The 15,053-nt window shown below is 60.9% G+C and carries 18 protein-coding genes; 11 read left to right on the top strand and 7 right to left on the bottom strand.

The window, feature by feature from the left end; genetic code table 11:
* Positions 1–20: 20 nt before the first annotated feature.
* Genes OX462_RS21680 through OX462_RS21665 form a run of 4 tightly spaced genes read left to right on the top strand, consistent with a single transcriptional unit; the run spans position 21 to position 4,518 of the window.
* The gene (locus OX462_RS21680; RefSeq protein ID WP_409027020.1) at positions 21–887 is read left to right on the top strand and encodes a fumarylacetoacetate hydrolase family protein; all 867 of its coding nucleotides are present in this window, start codon (positions 21–23) and stop codon (positions 885–887) included.
* Positions 888–941: 54 nt separating this feature from the next.
* Positions 942–2,501: a sugar ABC transporter ATP-binding protein gene (locus tag OX462_RS21675; protein ID WP_409027019.1), complete on the top strand. Its 1,560-nt coding sequence runs from the start codon at positions 942–944 to the stop codon at positions 2,499–2,501.
* Between the two features lie 19 nt (positions 2,502–2,520).
* Positions 2,521–3,495 (top strand): ABC transporter permease, encoded by a 975-nt coding sequence (locus OX462_RS21670; protein ID WP_092714916.1) that lies wholly within the window; start codon positions 2,521–2,523, stop codon positions 3,493–3,495.
* A gap of 60 nt (positions 3,496–3,555) precedes the next feature.
* Positions 3,556–4,518, top strand: a complete 963-nt coding sequence (locus tag OX462_RS21665) for an ABC transporter substrate-binding protein (RefSeq protein WP_070221785.1) — start codon at positions 3,556–3,558, stop codon at positions 4,516–4,518.
* 317 nt (positions 4,519–4,835) lie between these two features.
* Here OX462_RS21665 and OX462_RS21660 read toward each other — a convergent pair whose 3' ends face one another.
* From OX462_RS21660 to OX462_RS21650, 3 genes are all read right to left on the bottom strand, one after another.
* A complete protein-coding gene (locus OX462_RS21660; protein WP_409027018.1) occupies positions 4,836–5,780 on the bottom strand; it encodes an SMP-30/gluconolactonase/LRE family protein in 945 nt (314 codons plus the stop codon).
* A gap of 63 nt (positions 5,781–5,843) precedes the next feature.
* Entirely contained in the window at positions 5,844–6,086 is a 243-nt protein-coding gene (locus tag OX462_RS21655) for an Imm32 family immunity protein (protein WP_070292076.1), read from the bottom strand.
* Positions 6,083–6,841 carry a hypothetical protein gene (locus tag OX462_RS21650; RefSeq protein WP_409027017.1) on the bottom strand — a complete coding sequence of 253 codons (759 nt, stop codon included), beginning with the start codon at positions 6,839–6,841 and terminating at the stop codon, positions 6,083–6,085. The genes OX462_RS21655 and OX462_RS21650 overlap by 4 nt, the downstream gene beginning before the upstream one ends.
* Positions 6,842–7,090: 249 nt before the next feature.
* Between OX462_RS21650 and OX462_RS21645 the strand changes: the two genes are divergently transcribed.
* Positions 7,091–7,333, top strand: coding sequence for a hypothetical protein (locus tag OX462_RS21645; RefSeq protein WP_070221783.1), 243 nt, complete (start codon positions 7,091–7,093; stop codon positions 7,331–7,333).
* Between the two features lie 45 nt (positions 7,334–7,378).
* Here the strand turns inward: OX462_RS21645 and OX462_RS21640 are convergent, their stop codons facing one another.
* A complete protein-coding gene (locus OX462_RS21640) occupies positions 7,379–8,533 on the bottom strand; it encodes a sensor histidine kinase (protein ID WP_099410604.1) in 1,155 nt (384 codons plus the stop codon).
* Between the two features lie 181 nt (positions 8,534–8,714).
* A complete protein-coding gene (locus tag OX462_RS21635) occupies positions 8,715–9,071 on the bottom strand; it encodes a hypothetical protein (protein ID WP_070313726.1) in 357 nt (118 codons plus the stop codon).
* A gap of 188 nt (positions 9,072–9,259) precedes the next feature.
* Here OX462_RS21635 and OX462_RS21630 point away from each other — a divergent pair, with 188 nt between their 5' ends.
* Positions 9,260–10,861 carry a GGDEF domain-containing protein gene (locus OX462_RS21630; RefSeq protein WP_409027016.1) on the top strand — a complete coding sequence of 534 codons (1,602 nt, stop codon included), beginning with the start codon at positions 9,260–9,262 and terminating at the stop codon, positions 10,859–10,861.
* On the opposite strand, the gene OX462_RS21625 is transcribed toward OX462_RS21630, so the two are convergent.
* Complete coding sequence (locus OX462_RS21625; RefSeq protein ID WP_409027015.1) at positions 10,831–11,412, bottom strand: hypothetical protein; 582 nt, start codon at positions 11,410–11,412, stop codon at positions 10,831–10,833. The two genes, OX462_RS21630 and OX462_RS21625, sit on opposite strands and share 31 nt — an antisense overlap.
* Positions 11,409–11,759: a hypothetical protein gene (locus OX462_RS21620; protein WP_409027014.1), complete on the bottom strand. Its 351-nt coding sequence runs from the start codon at positions 11,757–11,759 to the stop codon at positions 11,409–11,411. The genes OX462_RS21625 and OX462_RS21620 overlap by 4 nt, the downstream gene beginning before the upstream one ends.
* Positions 11,760–12,086: 327 nt before the next feature.
* Between OX462_RS21620 and OX462_RS21615 the strand changes: the two genes are divergently transcribed.
* The 5 genes from OX462_RS21615 to OX462_RS21595 all read left to right on the top strand — a co-directional run bounded on the left by OX462_RS21615 (position 12,087) and on the right by OX462_RS21595 (position 14,898).
* Positions 12,087–12,815, top strand: coding sequence for a hypothetical protein (locus OX462_RS21615; protein WP_409027013.1), 729 nt, complete (start codon positions 12,087–12,089; stop codon positions 12,813–12,815).
* 123 nt (positions 12,816–12,938) lie between these two features.
* On the top strand, positions 12,939–13,391 hold the full coding sequence (locus tag OX462_RS21610; protein WP_121668697.1) for an HD domain-containing protein: 453 nt from the start codon (positions 12,939–12,941) through the stop codon (positions 13,389–13,391).
* A 283-nt stretch (positions 13,392–13,674) separates the two neighbouring features.
* A complete protein-coding gene (locus OX462_RS21605; protein ID WP_139143186.1) occupies positions 13,675–14,136 on the top strand; it encodes a M74 family metallopeptidase in 462 nt (153 codons plus the stop codon).
* A 13-nt stretch (positions 14,137–14,149) separates the two neighbouring features.
* Complete coding sequence (locus OX462_RS21600) at positions 14,150–14,518, top strand: hypothetical protein (protein WP_409027012.1); 369 nt, start codon at positions 14,150–14,152, stop codon at positions 14,516–14,518.
* Positions 14,512–14,898 carry a hypothetical protein gene (locus OX462_RS21595; protein WP_409027011.1) on the top strand — a complete coding sequence of 129 codons (387 nt, stop codon included), beginning with the start codon at positions 14,512–14,514 and terminating at the stop codon, positions 14,896–14,898. The genes OX462_RS21600 and OX462_RS21595 overlap by 7 nt, the downstream gene beginning before the upstream one ends.
* Positions 14,899–15,053: the final 155 nt, after the last annotated feature.

Genomic DNA, 15,053 nt, shown 5'->3' with positions numbered 1-15,053 from the left:
TACTACAACGAGAGAACCACATGAAACTGATGCGTTATGGCGCCAAGGGCGCTGAAAAACCTGCCTTGATCGATGCTGACGGCGCCGTGCGCGACCTGTCCGGCGTGCTGCCCGATATCACGGCCGCGACCCTGGGCAAGGATGGCCTGGCGACCCTGGCCGCCATCGACATAGCCAGCCTGCCCGTGGTGGCCAACCCCGGCCGCATCGCGCCGCCGTGGCAGGGCGTGGGCAAGTTTTTATGCGTGGGCCTGAACTATGCCGACCATGCGGCAGAATCGGGCATGGCCGTGCCGGCTGAGCCGGTGCTGTTCATGAAGGCCACCAGCGCCATCATCGGCGCCAACGATGCCGTGGTGATGCCGCAGGACTCGCAGAAAAGCGACTGGGAAGTGGAGCTGGGCGTGGTAATCGGCACCACTGCGCGCTATGTGAGCGAAGCGGAGGCGCTGTCGCACGTGGCCGGCTACTGCGTGGTGAACGATTTGTCCGAACGCGAATACCAATTGGAGCGCGGCGGCCAGTGGGACAAGGGCAAGGGCTGCGATACCTTCGGCCCGATCGGCCCCTGGCTGGTGACCGCTGACGAAGTGGCGGACCCGCAAAACCTGGGCCTGTGGCTGGAAGTGAACGGCAAGCGCGTCCAGGACGGCAATACCCAAACGATGGTCTTCGGCGTGGCGAATCTGGTCAGCTATATCAGCCGCTTCATGACCTTGTACCCGGGCGACATCATCAGCACCGGCACGCCGCCGGGCGTGGGCATGGGGCAGAAACCGTCGGCCGTGTATTTGAAGCCGGGCGACACCATGCGCCTGGGGATCGAAGGCCTCGGCGAACAGCGGCAGACCGTGCATGCGTGGAATCCGCAGCTGATCGACAGTTAAACGAGTAGCAGACCGGCGCGCCGCCAAGATGCTCAGACATCGGCGCGCCGGCCTATGGCAGTGGAGTGGAGGAGACACACCATGAATCAATCCGAAGAGATACTGGCCTTGAACAAGGTCAGCAAGCGCTTTCCCGGCGTGCTGGCCCTGGACAACGTCAGTTTCAGCCTGCGCAAGGGCGAGGCCCATGCGCTGTGCGGCGAAAACGGCGCCGGCAAGTCCACCCTGATGAAGGTGATGAGCGGCGTGTACCAGGCCGACGAGGGGGAACTGGTCTACAAGGGCAAGGTGTGCAGCTTTGCCAGCAGCGTGGAGGCGGAAGCGGCCGGCATCGCCATCATCCACCAGGAACTGAACCTGATCCCGCACCTGAGCGTGGCGGAGAATATTTTCCTCGCGCGCGAACCGGTGCGCGGTATCTTCATCGACCGCAAGAAGATGCGCGCTGATGCGCAGGCGCTGCTGGACCGGTTGAAGCTGCGCATCGACCCGCGCCAGCTGGTGAAAAACCTGTCCTGCGCGCAGCAGCAGATGGTGGAAATCGCCAAGGCGCTGTCGCTCAATACGGAAGTGCTGATCATGGACGAGCCCACGTCCTCGCTGACGGAAAGCGAGACGGGCCAGCTGTTCGACATCATCAATGAACTCAAGCGCAACGGCGTGAGCGTGGTCTACATCTCGCATCGGCTGGAAGAGATGCAGCACATCATCGACAGGGTGACGGTGCTGCGCGACGGCAAATTCGTCTGCACCGACGATTTTGCCAGCACCACGCTGGACGCCATCGTGGCCAGGATGGTGGGCCGCACCCTCGATGAAAAATTTCCCGACCGCGTCTCGACGCCGACGGCTGAAGTGCTGCTGCGCGTGACCGATTTGCACCGCAAGGATGTCTTCGGCCCGCTGAGCTTTGACTTGCGGCGCGGCGAAATTCTCGGCTTTTCCGGCCTGATGGGCGCGGGGCGCACGGAAGTGGCGCGCGCCATCTTCGGCGCCGATCCGCTCACCAGCGGCGCGATCCACCTGGGCGACGTGGCGGTGACGATCACCAGCCCTATCGACGCTATCGGACACGGCATCGCCTACCTGTCGGAAGACCGCAAGAGCCACGGCCTGGCGGTGCGCATGTCGGTGGCGGCCAACCTGACCCTGACGAATGTTTCGGCGCTGGCCAACCGTTTCGGCTTCATCGATTTCGCCAGGGAAGAGGCGGTGGCGCAGCAGTACATCGCTGCGCTGGGCATCAAGACGCCGACTTCGCAACAGGTCGCGCGCAACCTCTCGGGCGGCAACCAGCAAAAGATCGTCATCAGCAAATGGCTGTACCGCGAATCGAAAATCATCTTCTTCGACGAACCCACGCGCGGCATCGACGTGGGGGCCAAGTTCGCCATCTACCAGCTGCTCGACAAGCTCGCGTCGGAAGGCATCGGCGTGGTGCTGATCACGTCCGAGCTGCCCGAGATCATGGGCATGACGGACCGCGTGGCCGTGTTCCATGAAGGGCGCATCAGCGGCATCGTCAATACGCGCGAGTCGTCGCAGGAAGAGATCATGCAGCTGGCGTCGGGGCGCGTCGTCGCTCCAATCCCTGGCCAGGCGGCAGTCCACTAAAAACAGAAAGCTTAAAAAAATGAATAAAGAACTGATCCAAAAATTCGCCGCGCTGGGCAGCCTGTCGCTGTTGCTGCTGGTGTTTTCCCTGACCAGCAACGCCTTTTTCTCCGTCAGCAACGGCATGAGCGTGGCCTTGCAAGTCACGTCGATCGCCTACCTGGGCATAGCCGCCACCTGCGTCATCATCACGGGCGGCATCGACCTCAGTTCCGGCTCCGTGCTGGCGCTGGCCGGCGTGGCCGCCGCGCTGCTGGTGAAAAGCGGCGTGCCCGTGCCGGCCGCCATGCTGGGCGGCGTCGTGGTGGGCGCCATGTGCGGCGCCGTCAACGGCTTTTGCATCACGCAATTGAAACTGCCGCCCTTTATCGCCACGCTCGGCATGATGCTGATCGCACGGGGCCTGGCGCTGCAGGTGACGGGCGCGCGCGCCATTTCCGGCCTGGGCGAGTCGTTCGGCGAACTGGGCAACGGCGTGCTGTGGCGCATCGAGCGCGACACGGGCGGCACGTTTCCCGAAGTCGTGTTTCCCGGCATTCCGTATCCCGTGGTGCTGATGGTGGTGATCGCCGTGGCCGTGTCCATCATGCTCAGCCGCACCACCTTCGGCCGGCATATCTATGCCGTTGGCTCGAATGCGGAAGCGGCGCGCCTGTCGGGCGTGAAGGTGGGCCGCGTGACCCTGCTGGTGTATACCCTGTCCGGCGCCTTGTCGGGCCTGACAGGTTGCGTGCTGATGTCGCGCCTGGTGACGGCGCAGCCGAACGAAGGCGTGATGTATGAACTTGATGCGATCGCCAGCGCCGTGATCGGCGGCGCCTCGCTGATCGGCGGCATCGGCACCATTTCCGGCACCGTCATCGGCTCCTTCGTCATCGGCATCCTGCGCAACGGCTTGAACATGAACGGGGTATCGAGCTTTATCCAGCAAATCATTATCGGACTGGTCATCCTGCTGACCGTCTGGATCGATCAGAAGCGCAACCGCGCCTGAAGCAGCAAGCAGCACGCCATGAAGTCAATCCACCAAATCTATAATTAAATGAGGACGACAATGAACACCTTCAAAGCCTTCAACACCGTCTTGCTCGGTCTGTTGACCGCAGCCTCTGCCCTGAGCGCCAGCGCTGCCTTGGCCGCCCCGGGCGAGATCGCCGTGATCGTCAAGACGACCAATTCCAACTACTGGCAAAACGTCAGGAAGGGCGCCACGGCCAGCGCCGCCGACGCCAAGGGCTACAGCCTGACCTTCCAGGGACCGGCCTCGGAATCGGCCATCGCCGACCAGGTCAGCATGGTGGAAAACGCCGTCACGCGCAAGGTGGCCGGCATCGTGCTGGCCGCGTCGGACCCGGACGCGCTGGTGCCGGCCCTGAAGAAGGCGTGGGAAGCGAAGATTCCCGTGGTGCTGATCGATTCGCTGGTGGCCGACAGCGGCAAGCGCTATTACCAGTCCTTCCTGTCGACCGACAATGAAGCAGCCGGCGAGCAAAGCGCCAAGGCCCTCATTTCGCAGGTCGGCAAGACGGGCAAGATCGCCGTGATGTCGTACGTGGCGGGCGCCGGTTCCGAGACGGGCAGGGTGGGCGGCTTCAAGCGCTACATCGAAAAGAATTCGCAGCTGCAGATCGTCGGCACGTATTACTCGCAGTCGCAGATGGCCACGGCGCTGAACCAGACGACCGACGTGCTGGCCTCGAATCCGGACTTGAAGGGCATCTTCGGCGCCAACGAGCCGACGGCCGTGGGCATGGGCCGCGCCATCGCGCAGGCGGGCAAGGCAGGCAAGGTGATCGCCGTGGGCTTCGACGGCAATGAAGACCTGAAAAACTTCGTCAAGGACGGCACCCTGTATGCGACCGCCGTGCAGGGTTCGTACTCGATGGGCGCGCTGGGTGTGAAAACCCTGGTCAGCCTGATCGAGGGCAAGAAGGTCGCACCGTTCGTCAACACGGGCGTGGTGATCGTCACCAAGGCCAATGTCGATCTGCCGGAAGCGAAGAACGTTTTATATTGAGCCTCAGCCGATCGTCAGGCGCTGCTTCAATTCCTTGAGCAATCGTGGCATGGCGGGACCACGTCGGCTTGCTACTTGGTTCGTCGGCTTACGCCGTTCCGGCTAAGCCGACCTACCGGGCGTGCGCATGCATCGCGTCATGCGCAGCCAGGACCATGTCGGCTTGCTATTTGGTTCGTCGGCTTACGCCGTTCCGGCTAAGCCGACCTACCTGGCCTACCCGGCCTGCGCATGCATCGTGACGTAGGGTAGGTCGGCTTGGCGCGCAAGCGCGTAAGCCGACATCGCGCCATGCGCTGCCAGCACCACGTGGCTTGCTATTCGGCCTTGCGGCGCTCCTGCGCCCGCTGCCATTCGAGGCCCGGGCGGTCGACGCGGAATTGCAGCAAGCGGCCCTGCACCACTTCCGTCACGTAGGCCGTGCGGCCATCGGGGCCGCCGAAGGTGATGTTGCTGGGCTTGGCGCCGGGCACGCTGATCTCGCGCAGGATGCGCCCTTGCGGCGACAATTTCACCACCGTGCCCTTGCCGTAGCGCGTCACGTAAAGGTTGCCGTCGACGTCCACGCGCATGCCGTCCATGCCGAAATCGTCGAACTTGATCAGCAATCGCTTGCCGCTCAGGCTGCCGTCCGCGGCGATGTCGTACATCCAGATATTGCGCTGCACGCTTTCATTCACATACAAAATCTTGCCGTCGGGGCTCACTTCGATGCCGTTGGCCGTGCCCATGGTGTCGAGCGCCAGTGTCACCGTGCCGTCGGCTGCGATGCGCCACACGCGGCCCGTGTTTTCCTTCCAGTTCGGGTCGCTCGCATACAGCACGTCGTCGGCCGTGATGGCGATGTCGTTCGGCTGCGTCATGCGCGGCTCGCGCGCGTGGATGGTCAGCGCGCGCGTGGCCGGGTTGACCAGGTAAATCGTGTGCTCCATGTAGTCGGCCAAATACATCTGGCCGCGGCTGCCGAAGCGGATGCCGTTGGCGATGCTGGTGCCGGGCAGGGTCAGGTACACCTCGCCAGCGCCGCCGGGGCTGACCTTGCCGATGGTTTGCTGGCGCGCAAAATTGACGGCATAGATATTGCCATCCGCATCGACGGCCGGGCCTTCGATACCCTTGGTAAAGGAATGCGCGGGCGTGAAAGTGGTGGCGAGGAACAGTGCCTCGTGCGCGGGCTGGCTGGCGCAGGCGGACAGGCTGGCCAGCGCTGCGGCCAGCACGGCGGCGCGCAGCGACGGCAGGACGGTTCGAAAATCGGGCATCAAGGTTCTCTATATGGCAAGGGTGGCGTATGTTACCCGACGCGCGCCAGGCGGGGCGCCAGTCTATGCCGCCACGACGACGAGGTCGGGGAAATTGTCCTGCCAGCCATCCCATGCATCCTGCAGGTGCGCGTGCATGCCGGCCCGGTCTTGCGCCTGATCAAAGGTGTCCGCGCTGGCCAGCAGAAAATGGGCAATGGCGCGCAAGGTGGCCGGGTCGGCCTGGATGGTCACGTCGGAACAGGGCAGGGGCCGTTCTGCGGCCTCGTCCTGCAGATAACAGTGCAGCGATAAATGTGTGCTCATGAGCTTCGGTGGCTGATGTAGGCGCCCAGCATGGCGTGTGCGTTCAGTGCGGCGCGGACGGTGTCCAGTTCCCCGGGCTGCAGGTACCAGAAGATCCAGCCGGCATGGTCTTCGCAGCGGCCATGAGCTTGCATCGCAGCGCGCAGCGCTTGCCGGCGCCCGGGCGGCAGCGCATCCAGCCTGGCTGGCGTGAAACCGTTGATGGGATAGACATCGCGCAGGTGCGCATCTTGCAACCCGCGCCGCTTGATGGCGGCCCAGTTATTTGCGGGGCAAGGCGTGCCAAAGGTCATCGGGTGGGCCTCGTCGACCTGCCGGTAGCCGAGTGCGTAACCGGTGCCATAGCCCTGCGTTTCAGCGTAGCAGTACAGATACTCGCAATGGTCAAACAGGCCGGGTATGGCCCGCGCACCGTCGAACAGCGGCGCCAGCGCAAGCTTGCTGGCGCGTATGGACAGAACCAGCTCCGAGCCCGATGAATACATGGCTTGCGCGTCGCAGTTGACGGCCTCGTCAGCTTCGTCGGGCGGCACGATACGCGGCGAAAGCAGGCCGATGCCGTTGGTCTCTGGCGCGAACAGCATCTTCTCGTAATTGCGCTGTGAGTACTTGACGATCTTGCCGCGCTTGTTGCCGTAGCGCTCGACGGATTCGCCGATGTGCTCGAACCAGGCGAACAACTGCGCGCTGGTCGTGGCGGGAATAAAGGGGCTATTTTTCTTGAATTCGCCTACGAGGAAGTGATATTGGTCCATATGTCGTTATTAGGAATGGGCAACGCGCATGATGCCATGCGCGGGCACATGGCGCTAGCGTGTACACCGTAGCGATGGCGCCGGACGGGCGGGAGAGAAAAAGATGCACGACAGGACGGCGCAATGGCTGGCTTGAGGCGTATGATGGAAATACGGATGTGGTTGCCGCAAGGCAGTGCGACGGGCATGGGGCGCACATCTTGCAGGTTTTTTTCGTGTTTTTGGCAGCAATGACAACGAGGAGACATCATGGACAAACCCGAATTCATCCTGGCCGCGAAAGCCATGGAAACGCTGGAGATGTATCAGACCTTCTACGGCCATTCGCAGGAATACCAGGCGCACCAGCAGGAAGTGCTGAAACTGCTGCGCCACAAGGGCGCATCGCTGCTGGTGTCGGAACATGGCCCGGCGAAGTTCCTGCTGGCCTTTGCCGATGCGCTGGAAGCGGCCAGCTTGCCGGGCGAGTATGTGCCGCTCAGCCGCAGGTGAGGCGAGCCTGTCCCGGTGGGATGCCGCTTTCTGCCGGGATAGTCCCTAGCCGCCGTTCCCTCTGCCATTCAGCGCCACCCTGGGCAGGCGCACGGTAAATACCGTGCCGGATTCCAGGCTCGACTCGGCGCCGATGGTGCCGCCGTGTGCGCTGGCGATTTCACGCGCGATAAACAGACCCAGGCCGATACTGGTGGCGTTGGGTGCCTTGTGATCGTCGGAAATGGCCAGCTGCACCAGGGGATCGAAAATGCTCTTCAGCGAGCTTTCCGGGATCTGGTGGCCGAAATTTTTCACCTGCACCACGGCCGTATCGGCATCGCCGCAGGCCGTGATGGTCACCGGCTGGTCGTCGGTGCGATATTGCGCGGCATTATTGAGCAAATTGGAAAACAGCTGGGCCAGGCGGGCCGCATCGAAGTCGCCGATCATCTCGCCCGTGGTGCTCAGCTCGAATTTGCACTGCGGGTGGGCGGCCGAGGCATCTTCGACGGCCGTCTTGCAGATTTCCCCCAGATCGCCCAAGGTGGGTGAAATGGGCATGCGTCCCCCCAGCTGTGTCCTGGCGAATTCCAGCAGATCGTTCACCATGGTTGTCATGGTCGCTGCGCTGCGGGCGACCCGCGCACCGATCTGTACCGTGGAAGAAGAGCTCGCGCTTGGCCTGCTCAGCAGCGCACCGGCCATCGTCATTGTGCTCAGCGGACTGCGCAGATCGTGGCTGAGGATGGCGAGAAAGGTATTGCGGGTCCGGTCGCTCTGCTGCGAATAGCGTATGGCCGATTCCTGCAGCGCCTGGTCTATCGCTTCATTGAAGCGCAAGATGTCTTGCGTCGCCGTTTTCGTCGTCACCGACACCTGTGCCATCCACAGGCGCAGGACGCTGGCCCGCATCGCGCGAAATTCCGCCGTCAGCTGCGGCAGCGTGAAGCCGATCTGCTGGCGCAGCGAGCCATGCGTGGCGGCTGCCGTCTCCTTGCCCGTGATTTCCGACACGCCCGTGGTCGATTTCTTTTTTCTCTGCGCCGCGCTTTCGATGACATCCATGTCGCGCACGATGGTTTCCAGCATCTGTTTCGCATGATCGCGCAATTCGGCCTTCGAAATGGCATTGCCCGGAATAGGAAGCGACCTGGCGAAAAGTTCCCACTCTTCCAGGATCGGCTCCAGATGGCCGGTAATAAAGCGCGATAATTTCACTGTGGACCGATGTGTTGATGGAAGAGGAGTCAGTGTACGCTGTTGCGGTGAGGGATGGGGGATTGGGTTCTGCTCCGGGTGCCGTATGCAGGCAGAGTCGCTCAGGCAGAAGCATCCGGCAGGCTGTGCGCCGGTAGAATGAGGCGGCCTCTGGTTTTAACGGTGCCGGACGGCGTCCAGGCTAGCAGATCGCTCCATACATCCCTTTTCCCGTACGTAAATCGAGTCCGAAATAGCATGCGTATCCCGCCTCTTTTGTATGAACGCAGCTAATGTCCCCCCTGCGCCGCTCCCGGTAGTCTGCTGAGGTGCTGCACGCCTGTTCCTGTTTCACATCGGGGCCGAGCTGGGCAAACAGTTCCCGTGCCAATTCCCCTTTGACCATGATTGCCACTTTCCGGTCGTTTCGCGTGGGCGGCAGCATTTCGGACAGCGTTCCGCCATAGATCTGATAGTCACCCCGCAAGGGGCGTGGTTCACCAGTCCATGCCGGCGGCTTGTCCGCGGCTTGGGAAGGTAAGAATACAGCGAGCGCCATGGCGCAGCATGCAAGCCGAGTATGCATCAGTGCTCTCCGATATAGCACTCACCGATGCCATGGCCGAGGGGAGACGTGGCCCAGCAAGTGTCATGGTGACTTTTTTATATCATGTTTGTTACCAAGTGTGAGTATGTCGCTGCCTATTTCGTGCACACTTTGCCGGATATCAAACCGGGAGTGTATCCATGACCAGGTCACGCAGCTTGCCGCCACGATTGCTGGGAGCGGGCTTCCGGGGATTTTCCTTGCTGCCGCTGGCGATCTCATTTGTCGTGCTCGTGTGCCTGTCGCTCCTGGCGACCCAGTTATGGATGACCTTGCGTGCACGCGAGGTGCAATTGAATGAAGCGGGCCGTGAAAGCGCCAACCTGGCGCAATCTGTTGCCCAGCATGCCTATGACACCATCAAGGAGGCCGATACGGTGCTGGTCGGCCTGGTGGAAAGGGTGGAGGCGGACGGTGTCTCCGACCTTGAACTGGCCCGTCTCCATAAATTGCTGGTCACCCGCGTAGCCGAGCTGCGGCAGCTGCACGGCATCTTCGTCTATGCCAGGGATGGCAGCTGGCTCGTGAACTCTCAGAAAACCTTGTTGAGTAATCTGAATAATTCCGATCGAGATTATTTCAACTACCATCGAACGCATGATGACCGGGGGCCTTATGTCGGCCCGCCCGTGCGCAGCAAATCGACGGGGGACTGGATAGTCACGGTATCGCGGCGGATCAATTTGCCTGACGGCAGCTTCGGCGGCGTGGCGCTGGCGACGATCGATATGCATTATTTCAGGCAGTTTTATGAACGTTTTTCAATAGGAGAAAAAGGCGCCATTTTCATCGCGAATGGAAAAGGCATTCTTTTATTGCGCAGGCCGTTCGATGAGAGTTTGCTGGGGCGCGATCTTTCGCAGTTTCCCTTATTTCATGATTATTTACCGAAAAGTCCCGCAGGCACGGCCGTGATCAAGTCGCGGGTCGATGGCGTGACGCGCATCAACAGCTATCGAAGAGTCGAAGAATATCCGCTGGTGGTCTCTGCCGCATTGTCACAGGATGAAGTCCTCGCTGCATGGCGCCTCGATACCGTGATACAAAACGCCGTGGGCGGGGTGCTGGTATTGCTGATCGCGTTTATCGGATACCGGGTGGTGCGGCTGATCGATTTGCGGGTAAAAAGCGAGGCGGGACTGCTTGAAGCGCGCAACGAGTTGGAATTGATCAATGAAACCCTGGCCCGCCTTGCCAATCAGGATGGGTTGACGGGGCTGGCGAACCGGCGCCACTTCGACCAGTCGCTGCTTGCCGAGTTCAGCCGTGCGCAGCGTGAAAATAGCTCACTTGGACTGGTGTTGATCGATGTCGACTTCTTCAAGCAATACAACGATATCTATGGCCATGTGGCCGGCGACGAGTGCCTGAGAAAACTCGGCAAGGTGGTGGCTTACAGCATGCGCCGGCCGGGCGACCTTGCGGCGCGCTATGGCGGCGAGGAAATGGTCATTTTATTGCCGGGGACGGATCTGCCGGGCGCCTTGACGGTGGCGGAAGACGTCCGCCAGGCCGTGCAATCGCTGGGAATCGAGCATCGTGGCAATCCTCTTGGCGTGGTGACGGCCAGCGTCGGTGTGGCGGCGTTGATGCCGACGTACCTGAAAAACCAGGCGGTCGAGCTGGTTGAACTCGCGGATAAGGCACTGTACAAGGCCAAGGCAGCGGGGAGAAACAGGGTCTGCCATGCGTCAGCTTGCGATCATGCCGATCAGGCTGCGACGGCTTTGGCGTTTCGATAGCCATTGTTGAAGGCTGATGGCGCTGCGTCGGGTTTGCCCTGCGCTGCGCTGCGCCAGCCTTGTCCATGTACAATCGGCAACATCCGGATCGACGTGTCCGCCTCTTCATTCTGGAGTACGCTTGCAGGGACTGGAAGTCGTGCAGGATTGGCTGGGCTAAGGCTCCGGTCACCCCACGCGATCTGGCAAATCGATCCAGCAATGCTTTTGCCACTGCGCAAGTTAAAGCCGAAGTGACACCTATAGCCGTCATGATCCCGGAGACAGGAAACATTTTCCTTGTCGCGCTGCCGATAGCCTTTCTCCAAACTGCAGCGCTCTTTCGAATCCGGAGCCATCGAGTCAAACATGTCCCTGGCAACGGCCCCCGTGACCACGAAAGAAATCTTGCGGTCATGCGGTGTGGGCGGCTGTTGCTCGCCCAAGGTATTCGAATAAATCAGATAAGCCCCTTTGAACTGTTTGTATTCGCCCCAGTCGCTGCTGCCGCCTGCATAGGCCAGCGAGAATACGGTGATGGCGCCGAAGGCCACAGCCCACAGTTTTTTCATATCAGGCAGGCTCTCAGTTCCAGATGGAAATGATGGTCGTGATTTTTGAATGGTGTCACGAATGGAATGCCGGTATCGTTAAACAGCACCCTGCGCACACTGGCATGGGCCCGAAAAAGTGCGATGAGCTTTGCCGTCGCGGCTTGATCGTAGTCTTTGTCGTACCAATAAACAGGGAGTTGAAGGCCGTCCCTGCGCAGTGGACGAATGTCTACCTCCAGGCCGGATTTGTGCGTTGAGTGTTCCCCGTAGGCGGTGCCGTTAGCCAGACTGATGTTGCCAATCCCGAATTGCCGGTCATCGATTGCTTGCCATTCGCGTTCCACATACAGGAGCGCCATCATCATGTTTGGATGCGCGTACTGGCCCGCCCCCTGCCCGGGGGTGCCATAGACTTAATACCCTGCGTCTTCCGGAGCCTGGGGCAGGATGAAAAACCCGCGCTTGTCCCTGGGTTGAACTTCAAGCATGGTCGACTCCGCTAGGCGCAACGGTGGGGGAGTTGGTATTGTTTCGCATTTCTTTCCGCCTGGAATTGCGGGATCGCAAACAATGGCAAGCCGGAGCCGGGTTTGTTCCTTGCTCTCGGCGGCGCGTGCGCCAGCCTCGTCCATGTACAATCGGCAACATCCGGATCGACGTATCCGCCTCTTCATTGCGGAGTACGCCCGAAGGTGACACCAACATTGCAAACCTGGCTGCTGGCCTGGCGGGAAGCCTTCACGTGCGTGGGGCTGGGGCTGCGCGATGCCCGTCATGCGGGGCTGTGGTGGCGTTCCGCGCTGTGGTGCATGGCGGTCGTGGCGCTGTGGCTGGGACTGTATAGCAGCTTCGGCCGTTTTTTTGTCGAGCTGAGCGCCATGCTGGCGCTGGTGTCCGTTACCGGCTTGCTGGGCCTGGGCGTGATGAATGGCGTCGGGGCACTGGCCAACGGGCCTGCCACCGTCACGCAGATGGGCAATATCGCCGGCGGCCTGGGCAGCGCCGCCAAAGCCTTGCTATCGATCGGCCAGATCGCCCTGGCGCTGCTGGCGCTGGCTGCATTTTTCTATGTGATGGTCTTTGTCGTCGGCGCCATCGGCACGGTGCGCTTGCCGCTGCGCTGGTTGTTGCTGGAGCGCGCCAAGGCCGTTGTGGCGCGCCGCTATGCCATGTGGCAAGCGCCGGCCGGCCTGGATGCATGCGCCGCGCGCCCCGCCTGGCGGCGGCGCCTGTTGCTGCTGCTCTCCCTGCTGATCCCTGTGTGGGCCATGTGCGTGCTGATCGCGTACTTGCTGGCCTGGAACGTCCAGATGATCTACGGAGCGGCGGCCGCGAGGTACTTGGCGCGGAACAGCAAGCGGCACTGCGCCGCGAACAGCGTCCGGCGATTGTTGCCCTGGGCCTGCTGTTATGCTTGCTGATGCTCGTGCCGGTTCTCAATTTATTGGTGCCAGCCTTGCTGTGCACCAGCGTGTGCCACTTGCAGCGCCGCGGCTGGCGCGCAAGGGACACATCAATCAACGTGGACTTAACAAGGAGTGAACATGCGTGAACACGCAAGTCGCGGCACCCTCGAGCGCGCCATAGAAATTGCCGCCGCCACCCATGCCGGCCAGACGGACAAGGGCGGCGCGCCGTACATTTTGCACCCCTTGCGCGTGATGCTGCGCGTCGCCCCCGGCGCCCAGCAGATCGTCGCCGTGCTGCATGACGTGGTGGAAGACAGCGATGGCAAAGTCACCTTCGACGATCTGGCGCGCGAAGGATTTTCCCGGGACGTCATTGACGGCGTGCGCGCCGTGACCAAGATCGAGGGCGAGTTGTATGAAGATTTCATCGCCCGCGCGGCCCTGGACCCGGTCGGCAAGGCCGTCAAGCTGGCGGATCTGGCGGAGAATAGCGATCTGTCGCGGATAGGGGAGCCGACGCAGAAGGATCTGGAGAGGATAGAGAAATATCGGAGGGCGATCGGGTATTTACGGGGGGACGTTTTTTAGTTTCAAGGTGGCGCGGCGCACCTTTGCGCAGCATCAATATCTTGGCTTCAAGTAGCGGGAACACCCGAAAACGATCCCATCAGTGTATGGATGTTTGATTCTACGCAATGCCCAGAAAATGCATAACGGCAAAAATCGTCGCGTGCGCATGTTTTTTTGCGAGCGAAGGTGCGAGCGCTGCCAACTACATCGGCGCGTGACATGCTCCGTGAGATGTACGGGAGCATCACCTGGCGCCATTTGCGTTGAGCTGAGCGCTGAGGTTTTACATTCAGGAGTGCGCATGCTGGAATTGCAGCCCATGGATAGACGCGGCTACTTTAATCTTCCGCAAAGGCCGGAAGGCGCGGGTTACTACACCTATGGAACACCGCCCAATGGTGCCGGCCAGTATGCTCATCCCAAGTTGCTTTCGCTGCTATTCTTGGTTGAACATCAATGGCAAGGCATCGATAGCCGGAAAATTGGTTTTGGGAATATCAGCCTGGCTGATGGAACTCCCTACAGTGAACATAAAGGTCATCGAAGCGGAAAAGACGTCGACGTCCGATTGCTTCGCAAAGACAAAATGGAGAGCGCTGTAACAAGGTTTGACACGCACTACGACCGCGATGCAACGGCGCAGCTGATCCGCATATTTTTTGAATTCAGCTTTGTCCAGGTTATCTTTTTTAATGACCCCACCATCCCCCGGATAAGACCACTGATACGCCACGACGACCATTTTCATGTCACGATCAAGTAGCGGGGCAGATGACATGAAACGTCTTCTCGCTGTTTTTCTTCTCTTTGTTTTGGCTACGGCCATGGCCCAATCCGCCCCCCAATGGCTATTTTCTTATCAGCCATTCAAAGGCCGCTATGCGATTTATGGCGGAAGCCTGAGCGATCCACAGCCGCCGACCAGGAAAGACAAGCGCATCGCGTTCTGGATCGACGGCAAGGCGGCGAAACAGCTATTTGATGCGATGGGCCCCGACTTGCGCAACGCGTGCGGCGTGGATGGCGAATATCGCCTGCGCCAGCGGGCGGAAGTGAGCTGCTCCTACCATCCCCGTGATGGTCATCACTGCGACTTCGGCTTTGATCTGCTGACCGGGCGCAGCATCGGCGGCGCCATATGCTGAAACGCGTCAGTCTGATACTTGCCACTATGCTGTGCTTGCTGCTGGCGCATCAGGTCCGGGCCGTCTGGCAGTTTGTACAGAAGGATTTTTCAGGTTCGTACGCGATCTATGGCGCATATCTCGACGATGCAGTGGCCCCGGTTGCGGGCGATACCAAAGTCGCGTTTCGCTTGACGGGCACCGCCGCAAAAGACGTGTTCGAAGCCATCGGTCCGGATATGCGCGATGGCTGCGCCGATCCGCAAATACGCATTCGTAATCGTGACATGCTGCTGTGCCGATATCGATCAAAGGATGGTTATCGCTGTGATTTTGGGTTTGATTTGTCGACGGGCTTGAGTATTGGGGGAACGGTGGGTGGGGCGGTGTGCGGGGAGTAGCGAGGGTCAGGCCCGGCATACGCGCACAGCCTGAACAGCTAAGGTTGTTGTTAGGAAAAACCGCCTGCGGCGCAAAAGCCAGTCAGACGAATCGGAGAGGGTTGCGCTTGCAAGCGCAACCCGGTTGTGCGGCGCCGAGCTGCGCTCGCCGAAGG

This window comes from Janthinobacterium aestuarii (genome assembly GCF_046113285.1).
GTDB lineage: Bacteria > Pseudomonadota > Gammaproteobacteria > Burkholderiales > Burkholderiaceae_D > Janthinobacterium.
This window is presented reverse-complemented; position numbering and strand designations above follow the sequence as displayed.

Coding starts and splice junctions, on each gene's coding strand:
- OX462_RS21595 (WP_409027011.1), top strand. CDS start 14,512: ATGCTGAAACGCGTCAGTCTGATACTTGCCACTATGCTGTGCTTGCTG.
- OX462_RS21675 (WP_409027019.1), top strand. CDS start 942: ATGGCAGTGGAGTGGAGGAGACACACCATGAATCAATCCGAAGAGATA.
- OX462_RS21610 (WP_121668697.1), top strand. CDS start 12,939: ATGCGTGAACACGCAAGTCGCGGCACCCTCGAGCGCGCCATAGAAATT.
- OX462_RS21660 (WP_409027018.1), bottom strand. CDS start 5,780: ATGCCCGATTTTCGAACCGTCCTGCCGTCGCTGCGCGCCGCCGTGCTG.
- OX462_RS21665 (WP_070221785.1), top strand. CDS start 3,556: ATGAACACCTTCAAAGCCTTCAACACCGTCTTGCTCGGTCTGTTGACC.
- OX462_RS21630 (WP_409027016.1), top strand. CDS start 9,260: ATGACCAGGTCACGCAGCTTGCCGCCACGATTGCTGGGAGCGGGCTTC.
- OX462_RS21680 (WP_409027020.1), top strand. CDS start 21: ATGAAACTGATGCGTTATGGCGCCAAGGGCGCTGAAAAACCTGCCTTG.
- OX462_RS21645 (WP_070221783.1), top strand. CDS start 7,091: ATGGACAAACCCGAATTCATCCTGGCCGCGAAAGCCATGGAAACGCTG.
- OX462_RS21635 (WP_070313726.1), bottom strand. CDS start 9,071: ATGGCGCTCGCTGTATTCTTACCTTCCCAAGCCGCGGACAAGCCGCCG.
- OX462_RS21620 (WP_409027014.1), bottom strand. CDS start 11,759: ATGATGATGGCGCTCCTGTATGTGGAACGCGAATGGCAAGCAATCGAT.
- OX462_RS21670 (WP_092714916.1), top strand. CDS start 2,521: ATGAATAAAGAACTGATCCAAAAATTCGCCGCGCTGGGCAGCCTGTCG.
- OX462_RS21625 (WP_409027015.1), bottom strand. CDS start 11,412: ATGAAAAAACTGTGGGCTGTGGCCTTCGGCGCCATCACCGTATTCTCG.
- OX462_RS21655 (WP_070292076.1), bottom strand. CDS start 6,086: ATGAGCACACATTTATCGCTGCACTGTTATCTGCAGGACGAGGCCGCA.
- OX462_RS21600 (WP_409027012.1), top strand. CDS start 14,150: ATGAAACGTCTTCTCGCTGTTTTTCTTCTCTTTGTTTTGGCTACGGCC.
- OX462_RS21605 (WP_139143186.1), top strand. CDS start 13,675: ATGCTGGAATTGCAGCCCATGGATAGACGCGGCTACTTTAATCTTCCG.
- OX462_RS21650 (WP_409027017.1), bottom strand. CDS start 6,841: ATGGACCAATATCACTTCCTCGTAGGCGAATTCAAGAAAAATAGCCCC.